Source organism: Pseudomonas sp. F3-2 (assembly GCF_038804275.1).
Taxonomy (GTDB): domain Bacteria; phylum Pseudomonadota; class Gammaproteobacteria; order Pseudomonadales; family Pseudomonadaceae; genus Aquipseudomonas.
This window is the reverse complement of record NZ_CP152388.1, coordinates 2,272,089-2,294,073: the sequence shown is the minus strand read 5'-3', so window position 1 is coordinate 2,294,073 and position 21,985 is coordinate 2,272,089. Positions and strand designations below refer to the sequence as shown.

Sequence of the window (21,985 nt, the reverse complement as noted above, 5' to 3'; positions counted from 1 at the left end):
GGCACCCTTCAAATCTCCGGATCACTACGAGGCTCTGTCAGCGCACACCCCGTCACTTGTGGGTAAGCCCGGCAAACCAGCATGATTTCGGTTTTAGGCTCAAAGCCATGATTGATCATGCAGCGTTGCACTATGGCTGTGCGTCCGATGCTGGCGACATCTGGATTTGACCCCAGTGGTTTTGGATAGCCGCAGGCGTACATCACCGGCAGTGCTTCACTGTCATTGGCCAGTTGGGCAGAGAAATGAAGTGACGCTCCCGCTCTACGCCACGAGATCTGCATGCGTTCGTCCCGGCCTGAATGAGGCTTGATGGGATGAAATGCTTCATCTTCGACAAACGGTAAGCCCTCGAGCTGCGACAAACTGAGCGGACGGCCCTGCCTTTCTTCGACACAGGCAGGCGTAGTCTTCAATATGTCGCAGTACTCAATTCCGTCTTTACGAGTAAAACCGAGGCGCTGCATACACTGAAAATGAAGCACCTCTTCGTTTCGTGTGAAATGTTTTTTTGACCCGCCTACCGGGTCTCCACACTCTGCCATTGCGGCTTTGACGCCCTCTACCGAGGTCGAAGCGCGTTCCCACTGAGTGAACGATGCTGGTGGCGGACAGCCGGTGAGTAGAAGTACCACTGAGATCAGCGCTGGGAGGGTAATAATCTGATAGTTGCTGAACATCTTTGTCCCTGATTTATCCAAGTCCACGCCAAAGGTGTCCCGATCTTTGGGGTCATCCACTGACATCAATTATCCCGCCAGCAGCCATGGGATGAACCTTCCAGAAGCCCTGCGCTTCGCAGTCGACGCTTGAAGATTTATGACCACCGCCGGTGGATTTTTTTCCAATGGCTGGCATGACCAACAGAATGAGCAAAACCGCGACAACCAGAAAGCTATCGCGGTTGTTCCGGGCTTCAGCGGTTAGATTCGGCCAAGCCAGCCTCGATGAAGCGAACGGAACTCTCCATAGCCCGCTGCCCTTCTGGCAGCATGGTGGCGTAGAAGTGCCAGGCATGGAACATCGCAGGCCATACTTCCAGATTGACGCGAACGCGATTATCCGCGAGGTGAGTTGCAAGGCGCATTGCATCACTCAGCATCAACTCGTTCTCGCCGATCTGCACCAGGATGGGTGGAAGCCCCGTGACGTCCGCAAAAACAGGCGAGGCCAGAGGGTGATTGGCCAATGTATTGCCCAGGAATGATCTGGCGAGAATGTCCAGAACAGGCTTGGAGTTCAGAGGATCCAGACCTTCACGGTTGCTCATGGAAGCACCGGTGTGTTCAAGGTTTGCCCATGGCGAGATGGAAGAGCCAACCGCAGGCAATGGAAGCCCTTTCGATTTCGCCGCGACCATGACGCTGACAACCATCGCGCCGCCAGCTGACTCGCCAGAAAACGCAATCTTGTTAGCTGGAATCTTCTGCTCAAGCAGCCACTCGTAGGCGCGCAACGTGTCGTCAATGGAGGCTGGAAACTTGTGCTCAGGGGCAAGGCGATAGTCCGGCATGTACACACGAGCACCGAGCATTTTCGCGTAGTTGCCGCCGATGCCGTGGTAGCCGTCTGGACGACCTACAATGTAGGCGCCGCCGTGGATGTACATCACCACTGCGTCCGTCTTGATTTCGTCCGGGGTAACCAGCGTGCCGGGTACGCCACCCATGTCGACTGCTTCGAATTCAACGCCAACTGGCGCGGGATTTTGCGCGAGCATTTTTGCGTAAGCGTCGCGGATATCGCTCATTTTGGTGGTGGTATCGATTCCTTTAAGAACGGGCACCAGATCGCTAAGGCTGTTGGCCCAGGTCTGGACGGCTGCTTGGACTTTGGTGTTCATATGACCTCAATTGATCGCAGGGAGTGGATTAGCTAATTGAGATACTATGCTCAGTATTGGGGAATAGGGTTCCCCATAACAGGTGCAAGGCCGCCCGAACGTTGAGACTACCGAGACCCCATGGAACTGCATAATCTGAATGACATCGCCGCGTTCGTAAGCTCGGTAAACGCTGGAAGCTTCACGGCGGCGGCAAAGCAACTGGGCCTCACGCGCTCTGCGGTGGGAAAGTCGATAGTCAGGCTCGAGACTCGTCTACAGGTACGTCTACTGAATCGCACCACGCGCAGCTTGAGCATGACCGATGACGGCCAGGTTCTTTATGAGCGCTGCGTGGGCGTTCTCCAGGATCTGGATGACGTGGAAGATGCTCTCGCGTTTCGTCGTTCGACACCCAGTGGGCGACTGCGGATGAGTCTGCCGGTTGCGTTGGGCAGACTTCATGTCCTTCAGCATATTGAGTGCTGTCTCAAGGATTGGCCCTCCCTGAGCGTGGATATCGCCTTTTCGGACAGGCTGGTGGATTTGATCGATGAGGGATTTGATCTGGCAATGCGCATCGGGCCACCGAAGGAAGATTCTCGGTTGCTAACGCGCACTGTGGCCTACCAGCAAATGATTACCTGCGCCTCACCCAAGTATCTGGCTGAACATGCCACGCCTGAAACGCCTGAGCATCTATCCGAGCACCAGTGCCTGCATTTCGTGAGCGGTGGGAGATTGCTTCCCTGGAATTTTCGCGTGAATGGCAGCTCCGTGTCCGTTACTCATGGTGGAAGGTTGCAGATGGACAGTGCTGAGTCATTGCACCAGTCAGCTGTCGCTGGCCTGGGTATCGCGACGCTTCCTTCCTACGTGGTTAACGACGATTTGAGGAGCGGCAAACTTGTTCAATTGCTCGCTGGATACGCAGAGGCCGCAGAGCCTATTCGGGTGATCTACCCTAGCAAGCGGCATCTGTCTCCAAAAATTCGACTCTTCATCGATAAGCTGGTGGAGTCCTGGTCGCCTTGTCCTCCATGGGAACAGCATCCTGTGAAGGGCAGAAAGTGCGAATGAAAGAGCTTCAGGCGATTGGATCGTCAATGCGTTGAAATTCAAGGCTCGCGTTACGGCGAGAGGCCACCCCGTCCACCCCAAGCCCCCAAGGCTTCAGCGTCTCTGCCGACGCCTCGCAATCCAGGCTGCAAGTGATAGCCCCACGTATGAAAATGCCGTCGCAGAAGCGACGGCACCGGGAGCGAGTGGGCAACTGTGAATTGAGCGGAACACTCAACTCATCGCTGGCCAATCCGAATAGCCGGTCGAGTCGCCACCATACCAGTAGGCTTTGGGTGCTTCTGCCAAAGGCGCGCCGCTGGCCAGCCGCGCGACCAGATCAGGGTTGGCAATGAACGGGCGTCCGATGCTGAACAAGTCAGCATCGCCGGCTGCCAGCGTCTGCTCGGCCAGATCCAGTGTGTATTGATTGTTCGCGATGTAGGCACCGCGGAACGCCTGTCGCAGCGCGGCAAAGCTGACACCGCTGACCTCCTCTCGACTCTGCTGCGTGACGCCTTCGATCTCATGGATGTACAGGAGCCCAAGGTTTGACAGCGCGGCAACATAGGTGCCGAACGTGCGCATGGTGTCGCTGTCCAGCGGGGTTTCGCCCGGCGTAGTGGTGACTGGCGAAATGCGAATGCCCACTCGTTCGGCGCCCCACACGTCGATGACAGCCTGGACGACCTCCAGCGGGAAGCGAAGGCGATTTTCCAGCGAGCCGCCGTAACGGTCGGTCCGAACGTTGGTACTGTCGCGAACGAATTGTTCCAGCAGATAGTTATTGGCCGAGTGAATTTCCACTCCATCGAAACCTGCGGCTTTGGCATTCTCAGCTGCCCGGCGATAGTCCTCGACGATCAGCGGAATTTCATCGGTCCTGAGCGCACGAGGCGTAACGAAATCCTTCATGCCTTCATGTACGCGAATCTGTCCGTGTGGCTTGATGGCAGAGGGCGCGACGGGCAAACCCCCGGCGTGCATATCGGGGTGCGACATGCGCCCCGTATGCCACAGTTGCAGGAATATTTTGCCTTCGCGCTGATGTACGGCTTGAGTAACCCGTTTCCAGGCCGCAATTTGGTCATCAGTCCAAATGCCTGGCGTACGGGTATAACCGCGCGCTTGGGCCGAAATGTTGGTCGCCTCCGTAACGATCAGGCCTGCATCTGCGCGCTGGGCATAATATTCGGCGGCATAATCAGGCTGTATGCCATTGTCATCTGCGCGGCTGCGGGTCATGGGCGCCATCACGATGCGGTTCTTGAGTTGCAACCCACCCAAGGTGACAGGCTGCAGGATCGGGCTTGCAATACGATTGGTCATGAAGATCTCTCTGCAGAATGAGGAAGTTGACAGGCGTATCAGTCGACGGTTTTGGCCCAGACGGCTTGCGCGTTGGTGAACTCGCGCAGCCCAAAATGCGAGAGCTCTCTGCCGTAGCCACTTTTCTTCACTCCGCCCACCGGGATGCGCGCATTCGTGGCGGGGAAGCCGTTGATGAAAACCCCACCCGTTTCCAGTCGGCGGGCAATGCGCTGGGCGCGGGCCTGGTCTTGTGTCCACAGGCTGCCGCCCAAGCCGTAGTCACTGGTGTTGGTCAGCGCGATGGCATGTTCGGCATTTTCAGCGACGGTAATTGCGGCGACCGGTCCAAAGGTTTCCTCGTCGAATGCGGCCATTCCCGGCAGAACGTTGGCCAATACCGTGGGTTCGTAGAAGTTGCCAGGGCCGTCCATTTTTTTGCCTCCCAACAGCAAGGTGGCACCGGCGGCGATGGTGCGCTGAACCTGGCCATCGAGCTCGTCCCGCAGATCGCCGCGCGCCATTGGCCCGACGTTATTCTCGCTGTCCAGTGGGTTTCCGACCTTCAATTGCCGGACAGCTGCCACGAATTTGCGGGTGAATGCCTCCGCGATCGGCTGCTCGATGATGAAGCGCTTGGCCGCCAGGCAAACTTGGCCGGCATTCTGGAAGCGGGCTTCGACGGCGGCTTTGACGGCCAGATCGACATTGGCGTCTGCCAGAACGATGAAAGCGTCGGAGCCGCCCAGTTCGAGCAGACTCTTCTTGAGCGCCTTGCCGGCAGTGGCCGCCACGGCCGACCCGGCGCGCATGCTGCCTGTAAGGGTGACCGCTGCGATACGCGGATCTTCGATCGTGCGAGCCACTGTATCGTTGTCCGCGATGAGATTAGCGAACAGTCCTTTCGGGAAACCTGCGGCCTCGTAGGCCTCTTGCAAGGCGTACGCAGAGCCCATCACGTTAGGGGCATGCTTGAGCAGGAAACCGTTGCCTGAAAGCATGATCGGACCCGAAGCACGAATCACCTGCCACAGAGGGAAATTCCAGGGCATCACGGCCAGAATGGTTCCGATCGGCAGGAACGAAACGTGAACCTGATCATCGCCCTCGACGTTCACGGGCTCATCAGCCAGGATCGCGGGACCATTGTCGGCAATCCATTCGATCGTCGCGGCACACTTCTCCACCTCCGCCCGAGCTGAAGCCAGGGTCTTGCCCATTTCGGCGGTGATCAAGGCCGCAAACACATCCGAACGGTCTCGCAGGGTGGCGGACAGGCGACGATAAGCTGTGACTCGCTCGCGCATCGGGGTGGCACGCCACAGGCGGAAGGCAGCCGCGTTGGTATCCAGCAGCTGTTCAACCTCACTCGGCGTCTGGAAAGGATACGTCGCGATCAGTTCACCCGTTGCCGGATTACGCGAAGTCGCAAAGGCGGGTGCAGTCGAAGCGGGATTCATTGCGGTCATCGGGATCACCTCTAAAGTATCGCTGCAACGCGGTGTGCGCTGCGATGAACGCCACTTTAGGGATGTTCGCAAAGGCCAATAAGGCGTGTTGTTATCCTATGAGTCAGAGTCATAGGCATGGTGACGAGGGATGTACGTCACAAGCGAAAGATCTGGCCTGCCTTCCGGCGTCAGCGCCACGTAGGTGAAGTCGATATAGCCGCTGACTGGATGCAGCAACCGCTTGCGTCCTTCGTCGAAGCCCTTGACTTCGGTCTCCTGCCACCACTCTCGAAACTCCGGGCTCTGGGCCGAGAGCTCTTCGACCAGACTGTCGAACGGCGCCTTGTCTTGAGCGAGTGCCCGGGAGGCGCGAAAGGTGCTGATCATTCCGCGGGCCATTTGCTCCCAATCCAGAATCAATGTCCGATACGGGATGTACAGAAACAACAGACGCAGGGTGTTGCGCTCATGAGGCTGCAATGAGCCGTAGTCGACGAGCAAATCAGCGATAGCGTCGTTCCAGACCAGAATGTCGAGTCGGGAGTTGCGCACATAAGCAGGGACAGGATTGATCGCGCGCACCAGCATTTCCAGCCCTGGAGTGATGCCGCCGCCTGCCGCCGGGGCAGGCGCTTCAAGTGCAGACAACGCAAACAGATGCGAAGACTCGACGTGATCGAGCTTGAGAACTTTGGAAATACGCCTCAGGGCGTCAGGTGACGGTTGGATATCCCGACCTTGCTCCAGCCAGGTGTACCAACTGACACTGACACCGGCCAGGACCGCGACTTCCTCCCGACGAAGGCCCGGAGTGCGACGAGGCCCCTCAGGCAGGCCGAAATCCTTGGGGTCCAGACGGGCCCGTCCCGCAGAAAGAAATTTCCCGAATTCACGCCGTGCTTCCAACGATGGTCTCTTGGTCATGGGGCCCTCATGTGCGACAGGTCATCGCCGGATCGTAAAGCCTTGGATGAGATCCGGTCGAGTGTTTACAACTGCCGATATGAAAGTTGTATTCCAGCCAGGCATGCCAGCGTTAGGCCGGAATGGGTGTACAAGGGCATCGGCAATGAGCGGGAGCTTGCCGAAGCCTTCGCGCAGGCGCTGTAACTTCATTCCCACTGTCGCCAAGGATCGGGGAATTCGTCGCGTTCGCCAGCATTCCTGCGCTCTTGGGCTCTTGAGTTCTTGAGCTCTGGAGCTCGAGGCAAGCACCCACGTCGATTACCCGATGACCGCCTGGATGACGAGCACGCCGACCAGGCCCAGCAGGGACTGCAGGCACAGCATCAAGGTCCAGGTACGGAACGTCTGCGCGACCGTCAGCTGGAAATATTCCTTGAACAGCCAGAATCCCGAGTCGTTGACATGAGACAGCATCACCGCGCCCGAGGCCGTTGCCAGCACCAGTAACTCCGGCGACAGCTCCGGATGGGCCAGCGCCAGCGGCGCGACGATGCCTGTCGCCGCGACCGTGGCGACCGTGGCCGAGCCCAGGCAGATGCGCAGCAACGCAGCGATGCCCCAACTGAGGATCAATGGGTTGACCGCCCAGCCGGAGGCGTGATGGGTAATCAGCGCGTCGAGGTGGGTCGCGGTGAGCATTTCCTTGAAACCGCCACCGGCCCCCAGAATCATCACGATCGCACCCAGCGGAGCCAGGCCCTGTCCGGCCATCTTCTGCACCTGATTGAGGCTGAAGCCCGAGCGCAACCCCAGCGCGAAGAAGGCGAAAATCACCGCGACCAGCAGCGACAGAATCGGGTTGTTGAGGGCATTGAAGAAACCGAACAGCTCGCTTCCTTTGGGGTTGAAAGCGATGCCCAAGGTGCCGATCAACATCAGCCCTGGGGGCAGAAGCACCGCGATGATCGAAGCCACCAGCGACGCCTGAGGCTGACCTTCGGCGACTTCCCGCGCGCCCACAGGGCCGGCCGTCAAGTCTGGAGCGGGGCCGAACCAGGGGCTGACGAGTTTGGTGAATATGGGCCCGCAGATGACGGCGACCGGAATGGCGATCAGCAAACCATAGAAAATCGTCAGCCCGGTATTCGCGTGAAATGCCGCGACGGCCAAGGTCGGCGCCGGATGGGGCGGCAGCAAGCCATGGGAGACATACAGCCCGGCCGCCAAGGGCAGGCCGATGTAGAGAAGGTGACTGTTAGTGCGCTTGGCGACGGTATACACCAGCGGCGCGAGCATGATGAAGCTGACGTCGAACAGGTGCGGCATGCCGATCAGCAAAGCCGCGGCGCAGATTGCCCAAGGCGCATATTGAACCGGGCGTTGGCCGATGAAGGCATTGGCGATGCGATCCGCCCCACCGGAGCCCAGCAGGATGCCGCCAAGCAAGGTGCCGAGGCCGATCACAGGGCCGGTCTTGGCCAGCGCCGAGCCGAAGCCCTTGGCAAAACTGTCCACGGTTTCCGCCGAGCTGACGCCGCTTAGCAGGCCCAGGGCAATGGCGGTCAAGGTCAGGGCGAGAAACGGATTGAGCTTGAGTCGAGTAATCAGAACGATAAGGACGACAATGGCGCCGGCCGCCATCGAAAATATAAACAGTTCACTATTCATGTTTTTGTTGAGCCTGTTTGCACGTTTTCAAGGTGAGGTGCTGAGCCGGATGGGGGCGCCCGCCGAGCGGGCGCCCGGCTTCAGACGGGCTGACGGCCATCGCACCATGCGCGGTGCAGTTCGGCGTCCTGACCGCTGAGGTCGGAGAGGGTCAGCAAGGACCCGGCCTTGATATCCCGAGCGGCAGTGGCATGGGCTGCCAGATACAGGGGCGCGACATCGTCGCCCGCGTCAGCGGCCGCCAGCAGCACGGCTTGAACGCCGGTCACGTCATGGTGATGGCCGCCCATGTTCAGCACGGTGCCGGCAGCGATGTCCACGGTGGCGCGGCCTGCAAGCACGGTGCATTGGCTAGGCTTGTCGGTCCCGGACGCGCGCTTGTGCAGGACAGCGTTGAGCAGCGTGATGGGCGTTTCAACACCCATGAAGTGATACGGCAGGTACATGCACGCATAGCGGCCATTGCGGCTGACCACATGGCCTTTCTGCGCGAGCAATTGCCAGGTGGGCTGGTCGTGCGTGCGAACGATCACGAAAACGCCGCCGGCAAAACTGGCTTCATCGGGCAAGCGCAGCACGTTGAACACTTCGATCACACCAGGCTTGCTTAGCACGCCGCCGTCTTCCCGCAGGGCGTAGATGTCGGCCAGCTCACTGGTGCGGGCAATGGGGTAATGCATCAGCTCGACGTCAGGAATCAGGCCGGTGTTGGTGGCTACCACGGACATTTCGCAGTAGTCAGCAGTCGCCGACGTCTTCAAGCCGTTCAGCGCCGCGCGTCGCGCCGCCAGAGTGGCCGGAATGTCGTCACCCAATTGCAGCAGGTCGCCCATGGCCGGGGCAGCGATCGTCTGGTCGAGTTGAGTAATGCTGCCGGTCTTTGGATCGAAAATCAGATCGTACTCGCTCGACTTACCTGCCGCGATAATCTCCAGCCCCAGCACCCGTGCCCAGCTCACCCAGCCGATCAGGTTGGCTGGCTGATCGCCGTCCGCGGTGGTGTAAACCACGCCGTGCCTGGCGGCCAGACGCGACAGGCTGATACCGGAGACCGAATCGACTTCTTTGCTGACCATGGCCACGTGGCGACCGGCCTCGATATCGCGACGCGCCGCGCGGTAACCCACGGCCGGGTTGCCGGTGGCCTCGACCAGAATGTCGTAGGTTGCGTCGGCCAACAGTTCGATATCGGCTACCAGCACGATGGCGTCTGTGGGCGCCGCGGCAACAGCGGCAGCATCGGCGCAGTGGATCAGGCTTTCGGCGGCGAAACCCAGCTCCAGGCACAGCGCGCGCAGGCCGTCGACGTCAAGGTCGCACAGCGCTGCTGCCTGCAGCCTTGGCATTTTCAGCGTTTGTGCCAGCAATGTGCGGGAGAAACCACCTTTCGCGCCGGTCAGGGCATAGCGAACGGGGGCCGACTGATTCGCAAACAGTAACTCGAAATTCATCGGTAGACCTCGGAGTAGAGCTTGTCGTGCCGGGCACTGCCTTGGCACAAGCGTCGTTATTGGATTATTTGTTGCCGAGGTGGAGGACCATAATGCCATTTTCACATTTCAGTCAATTTATTTAACATGAATTCACACCAGGAAAGGCTCATCGAAGCAGATAGCGCCGCTTCCACGCCGCAGAGACGGATCATTACCATTTTTTAACATGGCGATGTGAGGGCAGCGATACCGGGAATCGGTAACGTCGAACGAGCTGGAAGCGTTCGGACCTGGGGATTCAAACCTGGCCCTGGACATAGCAAGCGCGAGCGATCTGACGGTCGACCGGCTTGAGCACGCATCACCTCAGCCGAACGCGCAGAACCTGGCAGTCAGGGCACGGCTTGTGCATAGACACCGATGCTGAGCTGCTCAGCATCCGGCCAAGGACCTTCGGCCTGCCGTCCCATTCGTCCCCCTGGGTAACGTGCTGCATGGCCTGATCGAGGCAGGGCACCGAATCGGTTCGCCTTGCCTGTTGACCAGATCACAACGGCAGATGCACCCGCGTTCCAGGGCCGACCTGGAGAAAGCCTTGAACTTCACCGCCTTCCGCTACTTCAACGAAGTCGTGCAATCGAAAGCCATCCGGCGCGCCGCTGACCGCTTGCACGTCACCCCCTCCGCCGTCAGCCGGCAGATCGCCCTGCTTGAGCATGAACTGGGCACACCGCTGCTGGAGCGCACCAATACGGGTGTGGAACTGACGGCTGCAGGCGTCATGCTGGAGCGTTACACCCGAACCCTGTTTCGCGACCTGGAGCGTGTACGCGAGGGCATCGCTGCGTTTCGCTCACTGGATCAGGGCGAAGTGAAGATTCACGCCATGGAGGGCGTGCTGTCGAGCTTCCTGCCAGAGACAATTGCAGCCTTCCTGCAACTGCACCCACGCATCGATTTTCAGGTGACCACCTGCTCAAGCGATCTGATCGTCGAGGCCTTGATCCGCGATGAGACCGACATCGGCATCATCTACAACCCCGAGCTGCGCTTTGAAATCAGCGTGGTCGCCGAACGCAAGGAACCCGTGGTTTGTCTGGTCTCCAGGCACGACGAGCTGGCCGGCGAAGCCGTTGTGACGATGCAGCAGTTGTGCAAGCGTCCCCTCGCCCTCCCTCGCCCCAGCTTTGGTTTGCGCCAGCTGTTCGACCGCACGCCCGAGGCACGTCAACTCAAGCCGCGCATCATCGTCGAAGCCAACAATCTGGATATTTTGCGAGCCACGGCTGTGCTCGGCGCCTGCGTGACGATCGGACCGGAAATTTCCGCACGACGGGAGATTGATGCCGGGCTGCTCAAAGCCATTCCTATCGACCTCGACTCGTTCAGAAACGTGCGTTCGGCGGTTTGCGTGCATCAGGAAAGGGTCCCCAGCTACGCCACCAACGCGTTCCTCAAATTCCTCAAGAGCCGCTTCCCACTGACCAGCGAAGCATGAGGGTGTTCGAATTTGGGCAACATGGCATGCAGCATTCGCAGTTACGTGCCGCCTGAACCCCCGTGCAATAAATAGTCATCCGCGAACATCAGCCAATGACATTCGCAACCAAGCTGACCAGGGGAAGCCAGATGCCGAGCATGTTGACCAATGGAATCCAGACCCACTACCAGATTCAAGGCAGCGGGCCCGCGCTGGTGTTCGTCTCCGGGCTGGGTGGTGCAGGCGGCTATTGGGCACCTCAGGTCGAACGGTTTGCCCGGCACTTCACTGTCGTGACCTACGACCAGCGCGGCGCCGGCAAATCCGACCACCCGGACGAGCTTTACAGCATCAAGACGCTCGCCGATGACCTTCAAGCATTGATCGAGGGACTTGAACTGGATCGCCCGGTGCTGATCGGTCACTCGACCGGTGGCGCGATCGGACAATTGCTCGCTGCCCGTGAGCCGCAGTTGCTGGCCGGCATGGTCCTGTACGCCAGCTGGTCGAAATCCGACGCGCACTTCAACTGGTGCTTCCGCATGCGCCGCACCCTTCTGGAAGGCACATCGCTGGAAGAGTACGTCCACGGCAGCGCGCTGTTCCTCTACCCGCCCGAGCACATTCGCGCCAACGCTGAATCGCTGTCGCCGGGCCTTCTGGCGTCGGTGGCCAACTTCCCGGCCCGGGAAATCGTGCTGCGCCGTATCGACGCAATCATGGCCCACGATGCGACCGCACAGCTTTCGATGATTCGCATTCCGACACTGGTGACCTGCGCCGACGACGACATCCTCACCCCGCCCTATCAGTCACGTCTGTTGGCCGAAGCGATCAGCGGCGCCGAACTGCGCATCGTGCCCAAAGGTGGCCACAGTTTTTCGGAGACCGAAACGGCAACGTTCAACGGCCTCCTCTCCGATTTTTTGTCTCGCGTCGGTTTCCCGCAGACCGAAGCTTCAGCCCTCTGATTCAAGGAGTTCACCATGTCCGACAACGACAGCAAAAGCGTGGAGTTCGGTGTTTTTCTGCCCGTCGGCAACGGCGGCTGGATCACCTCCACCACCAGCCCGCAGCTACCCGCGACCTACGATTACAACAAGCAAGTCACGATTCTGGCCGAAACGCTGGGATTTGATTTTGCGTTGTCGATGGCCAAGTGGCGTGGTTACGGCGGCCCCTCGCAACACTGGGACATCACGTTGGAAAGCATGACCACCATGGCCGGTCTCGCCGAAGCCACTAGCCGAATCGGCGTCTGGGGCACGGTGCATACGATGGTGTTTCACCCGGCCGTCGTGGCCAAGATGTCGGCAGTGCTCGATCAGATTTCCAAGGGCCGGTTCGGCCTGAACATCGTGTCCGGCTCGAACCCCACCGACCAGGGCCAGATGGGCCTGTGGAAAGACCTCGACCATTCCGAGCGCTATGAAATGGCCGAAGAGTGGCTGACCGTGCTCAAGCGCTTGTGGACAGAGGACCGTGTCGACCACAAGGGCAAGCACTACGAACTGACCGACTGCATGTCCAACCCGAAACCCATCACGCCGCCGCCGATCATCTGCGCAGGCGCCTCGGATCGCGGCTTTCTGTTCACCATGCAGCACTGCACCGGCAGTTTCATGCTGGGCTCCGATCACGACGACTTCATCAAGACCGGTCTGCGGGCCAAGGAACTGGCCGCCCAACAAGGCAAACCGGACTTCAAGACCTACGGCCTGTTCACCATTGTCCCCGGTGCCACCGATGCCGAAGCCCGTGAACGCGTGGCCCTTTATGACTCCGGCGTCGACACCATCGCGCTGGACAATCAGACCCGCGAATACTCCGGCGACAAGAGCTTCAAGCAAAACACCATGGCTCAGCGTTTCGTTTCCCAAGGCGAACAACGCAACTCCATGACCCGTGCCGCCCTCGTCGGCTCGCCGGAAACCATCGGCAACAAGCTCGCTGAAATCATCAAGGGCGCGCAGCTCGACGGCGTGACGGTGATCGTCCCCGACTTCATCGATGACCTGAAAGTGGTGGGCACCGAGGTGCTGGAAGTGCTCGAACTCAACGGCGTGCAGACCAACGCACGCGCCCACCAAAAGGCGGCACGCGGATGAAGACCGGTCCCTGCAATCCCGAAGGCCTCAAGCAACAGACCTACTACAACCATGCAGTGGTCCGAGCCGGACAACCGGTGTTCCTGACCGGCCAGGTGGCCTGGGACGCTGACGGCAACGTGGTCGGTAAAGGCGACATCGACGCCCAGGCAAGGAAGATCTGGGAAAACATCGGCCTGGCTCTCGCTGCATTCGGGGTCGGCCCGGAGGCGGTGGTCAAGCTCAACACCTATGCGTTGTCTCGGGAAACGATCCCTGCATTGCATCGCGCCCGTTCGGCGTTCTTCGAAGGCTACGACTTGCCCGCCAGCACGTTCGTGGTGGTGGCCGGGCTCGCCGATGCAGACCTGCTCGCCGAGATCGACGTGACCCTGATTCTGCCGCCGGACTGAACAGATTCTTCAAGCCAGCCTCTTTGCCAATCGTCGCGGTGCGACCAGGAGTTTCGACATGAACGTTCATCACATTTTAGCGATCGCCGCCACCACGCTGGGCTTCAGCTCATTGGCCCATGCCGCCGACGCCCCGCGCGTGGCCGCGTTGTTCACTCAGACCGTTACGCAAGGCACATGGGACAGCGCAGGTTACGCAGGCTTCAAGGCCATGGCCGACAAAGACGGCTTCAAGCCCAGCTACCTGGAAAACACCTCTTACGAAGCGGCGCCCGCAGCGCTGCGGCAACTGGCCTCCGACGGCGTGAAACTGATCGTCGCGCACTCGTCCGGTTACTCTGCGGCCATCAAGGAGGTCGCGCCGTCCTACCCGAATACCCAGTTCGTGCTTTATTCCTATGAAGGCTCCACCGCCAACCTGCCCAACTACTCGGCGTGGTCGGTGGACTGGGATGAATACGGCTTCGTGCTCGGTGCGCTGGCGGCATCGGCCAGCAAATCGGGACACATCGCGGTGATCTCTGGCGAGCCGATCCCCTCGGCTGAACGCACAATTCAGTTCATCAAGAAGGGCGCGACGTACGTCAATCCCAAGGTCCAGGTGGATTCAGCGTATGTCGGCTCGTTCGTGGACGTGGCACGGGCCAAGGAAATTGCCACCGGCCTGATCGCTCGCGGCGCCGACTTCGTGATTCCTTCCGCTGACACCGCTGACGCAGGGGTCCAGCAGGCCGCCGATGAAGAAGGCGCGCTGACCATCGGCTCGTACGGCGATCAGTCGAAGGCCTATCCCAACTCGGTCATGACCTCGACGGTGATGAACTTCAGAAAATCCTACGCCGACATCGGCAATGACTACGCCGCAGGCAAGCTTGGCAATCGCATTGTCACCGAAAACCTGGCGTCCAACGGCTGGACGCTGGTCATGCCGTTTGCCCACGTCGATGCGAGTGTTCAAGCCAAGGTCGCGAGAGTCATGGACGACTTGAAGGCCGGCAAGATCAAGATTGAAGAGTGACGATCATGCCAGTCCCGATCATACAGCTCGACCACGTTTCCAAACGTTACCCCAATGGCTTTCTTGCGCTGGACAACGTGTCGCTCGCCCTTCACACGGGTGAAATCCACGCCCTGCTGGGTGAAAACGGGGCTGGCAAATCGACGCTCATGAACATTCTTTACGGTGTTCACGCGCCCACCGAGGGCGGCGTGCTGATGGAAGGCCGCGAGGTCGTCCACCGGCGCCCCGCCGATGCCATCGCCAACGGGATCGGCATGGTTCACCAGCACTTCAAGCTGGTCATGCCGTTCACTGTGAGCGAAAACCTGGCCTTGGTCGCCAAGGGCGCCAGGCGCAGTGCGTTTCGCTGTCACGCTGACGTTCGTGCCTTCATCGAACGCTTTGGCGTCGACCTGGACCCCGCCGCCGTGGTCGGGCAATTGCCGCTGGCCTTGCAGCAGCGGGTCGAGATCCTCAAGGCGCTGGTCAACGAAACGCGTGTGCTGTTGCTCGACGAACCTTCGACGATCCTGACGCCGGCCGAAATCGACAACTTGTACGCCACGCTGCGGCGTGTTCGTGACCAAGGCACCGCCGTGGCCGTGGTCACCCATAACGTCGACGAGGTGCTGGCCAACACTGACCGCTACACCGTGCTCAAGCGTGGCCGTACCAACGGCACTGGACTGATCGCTGATACAGACTCGGCTCAACTGGTTGAACGCATCGTCGGGCATGCCGTGTCCAACGCAGCCCGGATCGGGGCAGAGCGTACGCCCGGCGCTGAGTGCCTGGCACTGCGTGAGGTGTCGCTGCGTCCCTCCAGCGGCTCACCGGGCCTGCATCAGATCGACCTGACGCTGCGTGCAGGCGAAGTCGTCGGGGTGGCAGGTGTCGAAGGCAATGGCCAGACCGAGCTGTTCGATCTGCTGGCCGGGCAGCGTCAGCCGGACAGCGGGTCGCTCAGATTCAGCACTGAGGAGATCAGCGTGGCGCTGGTGCCCCAGGATCGTCATCACGAGGGTCTTTCGCTCGACCTTTCAGTGGCTCAGAACCTGCTCTACTCACGCATCATGCTGGGCGAATTCCGTCACGGCGGGCTGCTGGATCATGGCGCCATTGGCGAACAGGCCAAGGTGATGATCGAGCTCAGCGACATTCGCACGCAATCCCACGCCACACCGGCGCGGTCGCTGTCGGGGGGCAATCAGCAAAAAATCGTGCTGGCTCGCGCGCTGGATCAGGCGGCCTCCGTCGTCGTTGTTTATCAGCCGACGCGAGGCCTTGATGTGGCCGCGGCCGAAGCGGTTCTGACGCGCCTGGCACACGCCGCCGACAATGGCACCTGCGTGGTGGTCATCTCCTCGAACATCGAAGAACTGATCCGCGTGTCAGACCGCATCCTGGTGGTCAACGGCGGGCGAGTGACCGGTGAAGTCAACGGCGCCGACATGTCCCTCACAGCGATCGGACCGCTGATGACGTTGGGTCGGCAACCTCACTCACGTGTTCTGGAGACGGCCCATGCCTGAACTCACCTCACATACGGCGGCGCAGCGCCGACTATTGGCGAAACTCAGCCTTCCCCTTTCGCTGCGGGTCACCCTCGGCGCATTTGCAGGTTCACTGATCCTGGGTGTGGCCTTGATCGCGCTGCTTGGTTTTCCCGTGCTGTCAGCGATGCGTGTTGCCGGTGAAGGGGCGTTCGGCGATGCGCGCGCCGTGGCCGACACGCTGGTGTTCATGACACCCAGGCTGTTGGTCGCGCTCGGCGCATTGATTGCCATCCGTGGCGGCCTGTTCAACCTTGGCGGTGAGGGCCAGCTGCAGATGGGCGCGATCGGTGCCATGTTGCCATTCCTCGCGTTTGGCAATATCGGCCCGTTGCTGATGCCGCTGGCGATCGTCAGTGGCGCACTGTGCGGTGCGTTGTGGGGGTTGATCCCTGCTGTGTTGAAACTGTGGCGCGGCGCCGATGAGATCATCGTCACGCTTTTGATGAACTTCGTCGCCATCTACTTCGTGAAGTACCTGGTTCAGGGGCCGATGCGCCCCGTCGGGTCGACCTTCAACATGTCGGCACAACTGCCCCGGGAAGGCATCTTTGTGCCGCTGATCGACGGCACTCGCCTGCACCTGGGCGTGATTCTGGCGGTTGTCATTGCCCTGGCGATCTGGGTTTTGCTGCAACACACCGCCTTCGGCCTGAAGCTGCGCGCCAGCGGCCAAAGCCCCGGTTTCGTGCGTCTGCAAGGACAGTCAGCGGGTCACATGGTGCTGTCGAGCATGGCGTTGTCCGGCGCCATCGGCGGACTGGCGGGCACATTCGAGGCGCTGGGCGTGCAGTACCGCCTGATCGACGGCTTCTCTTCGGGGCTGGGTTTCGAAGGTCTGGCCGTAGCCTTCCTCGCGGGCCTTGAACCCTTCGGCGCAGTGATCGTGTCGTTGTACTTCGGCGCAATCAACAGCGCCGCCCTGAGCCTGCAAAGTTCGCTGTCGATTCCCGCGGCGCTGGCCGACGTACTCAGCGGCTTGCCGATCCTTCTTCTGGCCGTGATCAGCGGCGTCATGCTCACCAAAGGAAAGCCGGTATGGACCTCAACTCGGTAACGATTGCGCTGTTTCTGGCCGCGGGTGTTCGCATGAGTGTGCCGGTCTTGCTCGCGGCGCTGGGCGAACTGGTGTCGGAACGCGCGGGTGTTTTCACTATCGGGCTGGAAGGTCTGATGCTGTTCGGCGCCGTTGCGTCGGCGGTGGGCCTTGCCATGACCGGTTCGCCTGTCGCTGCCCTGGCTATCGGCATGCTCGGCGGGACACTCGCGGCAGCGGTGCTGGCGTTGGGTACCGTGCTGGCCCGAGCCAACCAGATCGTCATGGGCATTGGTTTCAACCTGCTGGCCATGGGCGTCACGTCGCTGATCCGCCAAATGGTACTGGTCGATACGCCGCCGACAGGGTCGCTGCGCGCGGTGACGATGATGAAGCTGCCGTGGCTTTCCGATCTGCCCGTAGTGGGCCGTGCGTTGTTCTCCCAAAGCCCTGTGTTCTACGTGGCGGTGCTGCTGGCCGTGGCGCTGTGGCTGATGTTCCGCTTCACCCGATCGGGTTTGTTGCTGCGAGCGGCGGGCGAAAACGCTTCGGCCCTCGACGCTGCCGGACAGCCGGTTCTGGGGCTGCGTTTCGGCGCGGCACTGTTCACTGGAATGCTCGCAGGTCTGGGCGGCGCCTACCTGTGCATCATCGCGTCGGGCGGCACATTCATCGACGACATGACCGCCGGGCGCGGCTATCTGGCTATCGCGATTGCGATCTTCGCCCGCTGGATGCCCCTGCGCACGCTGCTGGTGGCAATTGCCCTGGGCCTGTTGGAAGCCCTGCAATTTCAGGGGCAATACCTCGGCATTCAGATCGCCACCCCACTGCTGATGGCCACGCCCTTCGTGGTCGCCCTCGTCGCCTGGATCGTCATGGGGCGCGCGGGCGCTGCACCGGGTGATCTGGGCAAACCGTTCTTACGCGGCGCGGCACATTGATCACCGGCCATCGGCAACCGTATTCAACCCACGTTTCGACACCTCAATCAGGAGTGACACATGAATCAGGCAATCAACCCGGACGGCTGGATCATCGGCAAAACCGCCACCGGCCTCAACCACCTCAACTGGGGCATCAAGGCCGGCAACCACGTGTATGTCGCCGGCATGCTGTCCACCGATCCGGTTGACGGCAGTCTGGTCGGCGAAGGTGATATCCAAGTGCAGACCCGGCGCGTGCTCGACAGCATCAAGGTGGTACTGGAGTCCGCAGGCAGCAGCATGGACCACGTCACCATGAACCAGATTTTCCTGCGCAATCTGGAGGATTACCACGCCTTCAACGAGATCTATGTCACCTACTTCCCCAAGCTCTTGCCGGCTCGTTTCTGCGTGAAGCTGGAAATGGTCAAGCCAGAGTTTCTGGTCGAGATCGCCAGCACTGCGGTGATCCCGTCCTGAGTAGCGTTTGGCGCCGCAGCGGTTGCTCGCGGGTCTTTGAGCGATCTGCATCTGTGTTTGTGAGTGAGGGTGTTTGACATGCAATACCGCTATTTGGGCCGCAGTGGCCTCAAGGTTTCCGAACTGTGCCTGGGCACCATGATGTTCGGTGGTGCCGCCGACGAAGCGACCTCGCAACGGATCATCGCCAGCGCGGCTGATCACGGCGTCAACTTCATCGACACTGCCGACATGTACAACAAGGGGGAGTCGGAACGTACCGTTGGCCGCGCCCTGGCCCATCAGCGTGATCGCTGGGTGCTGGCCAGCAAAGTCGGCAACCCCATGGGCAATCTGCCTAATCAGAGTGGCATGTCGCGCAAGTGGATTCGTGAAGCGACCCATGGCTCGCTCAAGCGCCTGGGTACCGATTTCATCGACATCCTGTACATGCACAAAGCGGATTTCGACGCGCCGCTCGACGAGATGGTACTGGCCTTCGCCGACCTGATTCGTGAAGGCAAGATCGGCTATTTCGCAGTCTCCAACTTCAAAGCCTGGCGCCTGGCGGAAACCGTGCGACTGGCCCGCGAAGCCGGCATTTGCGGCCCGGTGGCGTCACAGCCGCTGTACAACCTGGTGAACCGCGAAGCCGAGGTTGAAATCCTGCCGGCAGCGACGCACTACGGGGTCGGCAGCGTCTGCTACAGCCCATTGGCGCGGGGCATTCTCACCGGCAAATACCGCGAGGGGGCAGCCCCCGAGGCCGACAGCCGCATCGCCCGCGCCGACCCGCGCATGCTCGAAGCCGAGTGGCGTCCGGAATCGCTGGCTGTCGCAGCAAAGCTGGTGAGTTATGCCGAACAGACCGGGCGCAAGCCTGCGCATCTGGCCCAGACCTGGGTCATGCGTAACGCCCATATCACCAGCACACTGGTAGGCCCGAGAACGTTCGAACAATGGGACGACGCGCTCGCCGCGATGGCGTGCCCGTGGACGCTGGAGGACGAACACTTCTGCGACGCGCTGGTGTCCCCCGGCAAGAGTTCGACGCTGGGCCCGGTGGACCCGCACCACCCCATCGAAGGCCGCATCGCTCGCGTGTGACCGGCACATTGAAACGGGTCGCGCCCCTGTCGGCCCGTCGATTCCCAGAGGAACATCATGAAACCTGGATTGACCGACGAAGCGCTGCGCCTGCTGTTTACCGACGCGCGCACCCACAATGGCTGGACTGATGAAGCGGTGCCGGATGGCGTTCTGCGTCGCCTGTATGACCTGCTGAAAATGGCCCCGACCTCGGCGAACTGCTCCCCCGGCCGCTTTGTATTCCTGCGCACCGTCGAGGCAAAAGAGCGCCTGGCGCCAGCGCTGTCGAAGGGCAATCTGGAGAAAACCATGACCGCCCCGGTCACGGTCATCGCAGCCTGGGACACCGCGTTTTTCAACCACCTGCCGATGCTGTTTCCCCACGCCGACGCCAGAAGCTGGTTTACCCACAGCCCTCAGGCAGCCCATGAAACGGCCTTTCGTAATGCGTCGTTGCAGAGTGCCTACCTGATGCTGGCAGCCCGGGCATTGGGACTGGATGCCGGCGCCTTGTCAGGCTTCGACGCGAAACAGGTGAACGAGGCATTTTTCAGTCACTCCACCTGGACCGTGAACTTCATCATTAACCTGGGCCATGGCGACACAACTCGACTGTACGACCGCCTGCCGCGCTTGGACTTCGATCAGGCCTGCACCCTGCTCTGACCCTTTTGAACCAGGTATCCGCTCATGCACAGCTCACTTGCCGCTACGCGCAACATCACTCCCAAGGCAGATCACGTCATGCTCAGCAAAACCGATTTCCGCCACGCCATGTCGCGCCTGGGTGCGGCCGTAAACATCATCACCACCGACGGCCAGGCTGGGCGCGCAGGGTTCACCGCGTCTGCCGTGTGCAGCGTGACCGACGAGCCGCCTACCCTGCTGGTCTGTCTCAACCGCAGCGCCTCCGTCTACCAGACGTTCAAGGGCAACGGCGTGCTGTGCGTGAACGTCCTCGGCGCGGGGCATCAGGATATTTCCAACCTGTTCGGTGGCAAGACGCCCATGGATGAACGCTTTGCGGCAGGCGACTGGTCGACGGGGCCCTCGGGGAGCCCGTCTCTGGAAGACGCCAGCGTGTCGTTCGATTGCCGACTCAGCCAGATCACCGAAGTGGGGACACACGACATCATGATCTGCGAGGTTGTGTCGATCAGGGTCAGCGAAGAGGCACGCAGTTTGATTTACTTCAATCGACAGTATCACGAGCTTTCAATGGGTTGAGGTGCGTGATGGCTGCGCCCCGATTTGACGAGCCGTGAGCGGGGAATGAGCGACTGCTTTCGGCCAAAAGCGGACAGTGATAGAAAAATAAATCTGTCCCCTTTTCGGTAGTGTGGAATGCGGTTTATGGCGCGGCTTTTTAGGAACTCAAGAATAGTTTGGACCAAGAAAAATAGGGGTTAGGAATACTCGTCTTGGTATTCGCCGTTAATCTCAAGCAGGATTTCAAGAAAGGGACTATCCGGCAGGATTCGAATTTCTTGGGCTATATCATATCTTTTTACGAGTGAATACAAAGATCCCAGAGGGTCATCTAACCTAGCCTCATAAGCCCCATAAATTGAAATAAGAATAGCAGCCTCATCAGTCAGATGAGCCTTGACAATGTCCGCATATACCCGCTCACTTCGTGTCGGATAGGGAGCCTGTTCAAGATTACCTATATAGGATGGGCCAATATCACCACCAGGGGCGTTATAAAAGTTAAACTTTAGGAGCTCCCTAGTTATATTAATATAGTTAATTACTTTCCGAAAAATAAAATAATGCTGATCACCACCGTCAGCAATACCCACTCCAGTTGCGGTAGCGTTCAAAAGCGTTTTTTCTATTATCGACTCATACAGAACGCTTGATTTGCTGATATCACTCAATAAGCGATTATGCTGATCAAGTAGTGCAAAAAAAGTGCCCTCAAACTGTTGTTTTATCTGCGTATTAGACTGCTCATCAAGCACTTCTTGCGTGCGCTCCTGCGCCTCTGCGGAACGCTGTAGCTCTCGCCTTGTTAACTCCAACTCCTTCCCTTGCAACACGATGGTTAAAAGCAAGGCGATCAACCCAAAAAAACTTAGAATCGGATTGAGGGTACCACCTAAATAGTCGCCAAACGTGCCCCAATCACCACGGTCCGCACTTAAAGAGTAGGCACCAAATTTGTAAAAGTAAAAAGAAAACACAGCAAACACTACTACGACAGCGCTACAAACAATTCCGTACAGAAGCTTTACCACTCCGTCAGCAGTTTGACTACTCTTCTTATCCATATGATATATTTCTCACTTCCAT

The 21,985-nt window shown here is 59.8% G+C and carries 21 protein-coding genes; 13 read left to right on the top strand and 8 right to left on the bottom strand.

The window, feature by feature from the left end:
* Positions 1-8 precede the first annotated feature (8 nt).
* Both AAGQ88_RS10525 and AAGQ88_RS10520 read right to left on the bottom strand, forming a co-directional pair.
* On the bottom strand, positions 9-746 hold the full coding sequence (locus AAGQ88_RS10525; protein ID WP_342655252.1) for a hypothetical protein: 738 nt from the start codon (positions 744-746) through the stop codon (positions 9-11).
* Between the two features lie 170 nt (positions 747-916).
* On the bottom strand, positions 917-1,843 hold the full coding sequence (locus AAGQ88_RS10520; RefSeq protein WP_285424596.1) for an alpha/beta hydrolase: 927 nt from the start codon (positions 1,841-1,843) through the stop codon (positions 917-919).
* A gap of 120 nt (positions 1,844-1,963) precedes the next feature.
* Here AAGQ88_RS10520 and AAGQ88_RS10515 point away from each other — a divergent pair, with 120 nt between their 5' ends.
* Positions 1,964-2,902, top strand: coding sequence for a LysR family transcriptional regulator (locus AAGQ88_RS10515; RefSeq protein WP_342655251.1), 939 nt, complete (start codon positions 1,964-1,966; stop codon positions 2,900-2,902).
* A 213-nt stretch (positions 2,903-3,115) separates the two neighbouring features.
* On the opposite strand, the gene AAGQ88_RS10510 is transcribed toward AAGQ88_RS10515, so the two are convergent.
* The 5 genes from AAGQ88_RS10510 to AAGQ88_RS10490 all read right to left on the bottom strand — a co-directional run bounded on the left by AAGQ88_RS10510 (position 3,116) and on the right by AAGQ88_RS10490 (position 9,665).
* Positions 3,116-4,210, bottom strand: coding sequence for an alkene reductase (locus AAGQ88_RS10510; RefSeq protein WP_342655250.1), 1,095 nt, complete (start codon positions 4,208-4,210; stop codon positions 3,116-3,118).
* 38 nt (positions 4,211-4,248) lie between these two features.
* On the bottom strand, positions 4,249-5,649 hold the full coding sequence (locus AAGQ88_RS10505; protein WP_342655781.1) for an NAD-dependent succinate-semialdehyde dehydrogenase: 1,401 nt from the start codon (positions 5,647-5,649) through the stop codon (positions 4,249-4,251).
* A 105-nt stretch (positions 5,650-5,754) separates the two neighbouring features.
* The gene (locus tag AAGQ88_RS10500) at positions 5,755-6,564 is read right to left on the bottom strand and encodes a helix-turn-helix transcriptional regulator (protein WP_093458053.1); all 810 of its coding nucleotides are present in this window, start codon (positions 6,562-6,564) and stop codon (positions 5,755-5,757) included.
* A 300-nt stretch (positions 6,565-6,864) separates the two neighbouring features.
* Entirely contained in the window at positions 6,865-8,214 is a 1,350-nt protein-coding gene (locus tag AAGQ88_RS10495; RefSeq protein ID WP_342655249.1) for a gluconate:H+ symporter, read from the bottom strand.
* Positions 8,215-8,294: 80 nt separating this feature from the next.
* The gene (locus AAGQ88_RS10490; RefSeq protein WP_342655248.1) at positions 8,295-9,665 is read right to left on the bottom strand and encodes a hypothetical protein; all 1,371 of its coding nucleotides are present in this window, start codon (positions 9,663-9,665) and stop codon (positions 8,295-8,297) included.
* Between the two features lie 577 nt (positions 9,666-10,242).
* Here AAGQ88_RS10490 and AAGQ88_RS10485 point away from each other — a divergent pair.
* The 12 genes from AAGQ88_RS10485 to rutF all read left to right on the top strand — a co-directional run bounded on the left by AAGQ88_RS10485 (position 10,243) and on the right by rutF (position 20,917).
* Entirely contained in the window at positions 10,243-11,145 is a 903-nt protein-coding gene (locus AAGQ88_RS10485; RefSeq protein WP_342655247.1) for a LysR family transcriptional regulator, read from the top strand.
* 140 nt (positions 11,146-11,285) lie between these two features.
* A complete protein-coding gene (locus tag AAGQ88_RS10480; RefSeq protein ID WP_342655246.1) occupies positions 11,286-12,098 on the top strand; it encodes an alpha/beta fold hydrolase in 813 nt (270 codons plus the stop codon).
* Between the two features lie 15 nt (positions 12,099-12,113).
* The gene (locus tag AAGQ88_RS10475; RefSeq protein WP_342655245.1) at positions 12,114-13,235 is read left to right on the top strand and encodes an LLM class flavin-dependent oxidoreductase; all 1,122 of its coding nucleotides are present in this window, start codon (positions 12,114-12,116) and stop codon (positions 13,233-13,235) included.
* The gene (locus AAGQ88_RS10470) at positions 13,232-13,627 is read left to right on the top strand and encodes a RidA family protein (RefSeq protein WP_342655244.1); all 396 of its coding nucleotides are present in this window, start codon (positions 13,232-13,234) and stop codon (positions 13,625-13,627) included. The genes AAGQ88_RS10475 and AAGQ88_RS10470 overlap by 4 nt, the downstream gene beginning before the upstream one ends.
* A 58-nt stretch (positions 13,628-13,685) precedes the next feature.
* A complete protein-coding gene (locus tag AAGQ88_RS10465) occupies positions 13,686-14,645 on the top strand; it encodes a BMP family protein (protein ID WP_342655243.1) in 960 nt (319 codons plus the stop codon).
* 5 nt (positions 14,646-14,650) lie between these two features.
* On the top strand, positions 14,651-16,159 hold the full coding sequence (locus AAGQ88_RS10460; protein ID WP_342655242.1) for an ABC transporter ATP-binding protein: 1,509 nt from the start codon (positions 14,651-14,653) through the stop codon (positions 16,157-16,159).
* Entirely contained in the window at positions 16,152-17,237 is a 1,086-nt protein-coding gene (locus tag AAGQ88_RS10455) for an ABC transporter permease (RefSeq protein ID WP_342655241.1), read from the top strand. Before AAGQ88_RS10460 ends, AAGQ88_RS10455 begins: the two co-directional genes overlap by 8 nt.
* Positions 17,219-18,160, top strand: coding sequence for an ABC transporter permease (locus AAGQ88_RS10450; protein WP_342655240.1), 942 nt, complete (start codon positions 17,219-17,221; stop codon positions 18,158-18,160). Before AAGQ88_RS10455 ends, AAGQ88_RS10450 begins: the two co-directional genes overlap by 19 nt.
* 60 nt (positions 18,161-18,220) lie before the next feature.
* Complete coding sequence (locus AAGQ88_RS10445) at positions 18,221-18,622, top strand: Rid family hydrolase (RefSeq protein ID WP_342655239.1); 402 nt, start codon at positions 18,221-18,223, stop codon at positions 18,620-18,622.
* Between the two features lie 78 nt (positions 18,623-18,700).
* Entirely contained in the window at positions 18,701-19,708 is a 1,008-nt protein-coding gene (locus tag AAGQ88_RS10440) for an aldo/keto reductase (RefSeq protein ID WP_342655238.1), read from the top strand.
* 57 nt (positions 19,709-19,765) lie between these two features.
* Positions 19,766-20,356, top strand: coding sequence for a malonic semialdehyde reductase (locus AAGQ88_RS10435; protein ID WP_342655237.1), 591 nt, complete (start codon positions 19,766-19,768; stop codon positions 20,354-20,356).
* Positions 20,357-20,434: 78 nt separating this feature from the next.
* Entirely contained in the window at positions 20,435-20,917 is a 483-nt protein-coding gene (gene rutF / locus AAGQ88_RS10430; protein WP_342655780.1) for an NADH-dependent FMN reductase RutF, read from the top strand.
* A gap of 179 nt (positions 20,918-21,096) precedes the next feature.
* Here the strand turns inward: rutF and AAGQ88_RS10425 are convergent, their stop codons facing one another.
* Positions 21,097-21,963: a hypothetical protein gene (locus AAGQ88_RS10425; protein WP_342655236.1), complete on the bottom strand. Its 867-nt coding sequence runs from the start codon at positions 21,961-21,963 to the stop codon at positions 21,097-21,099.
* Positions 21,964-21,985: the final 22 nt, after the last annotated feature.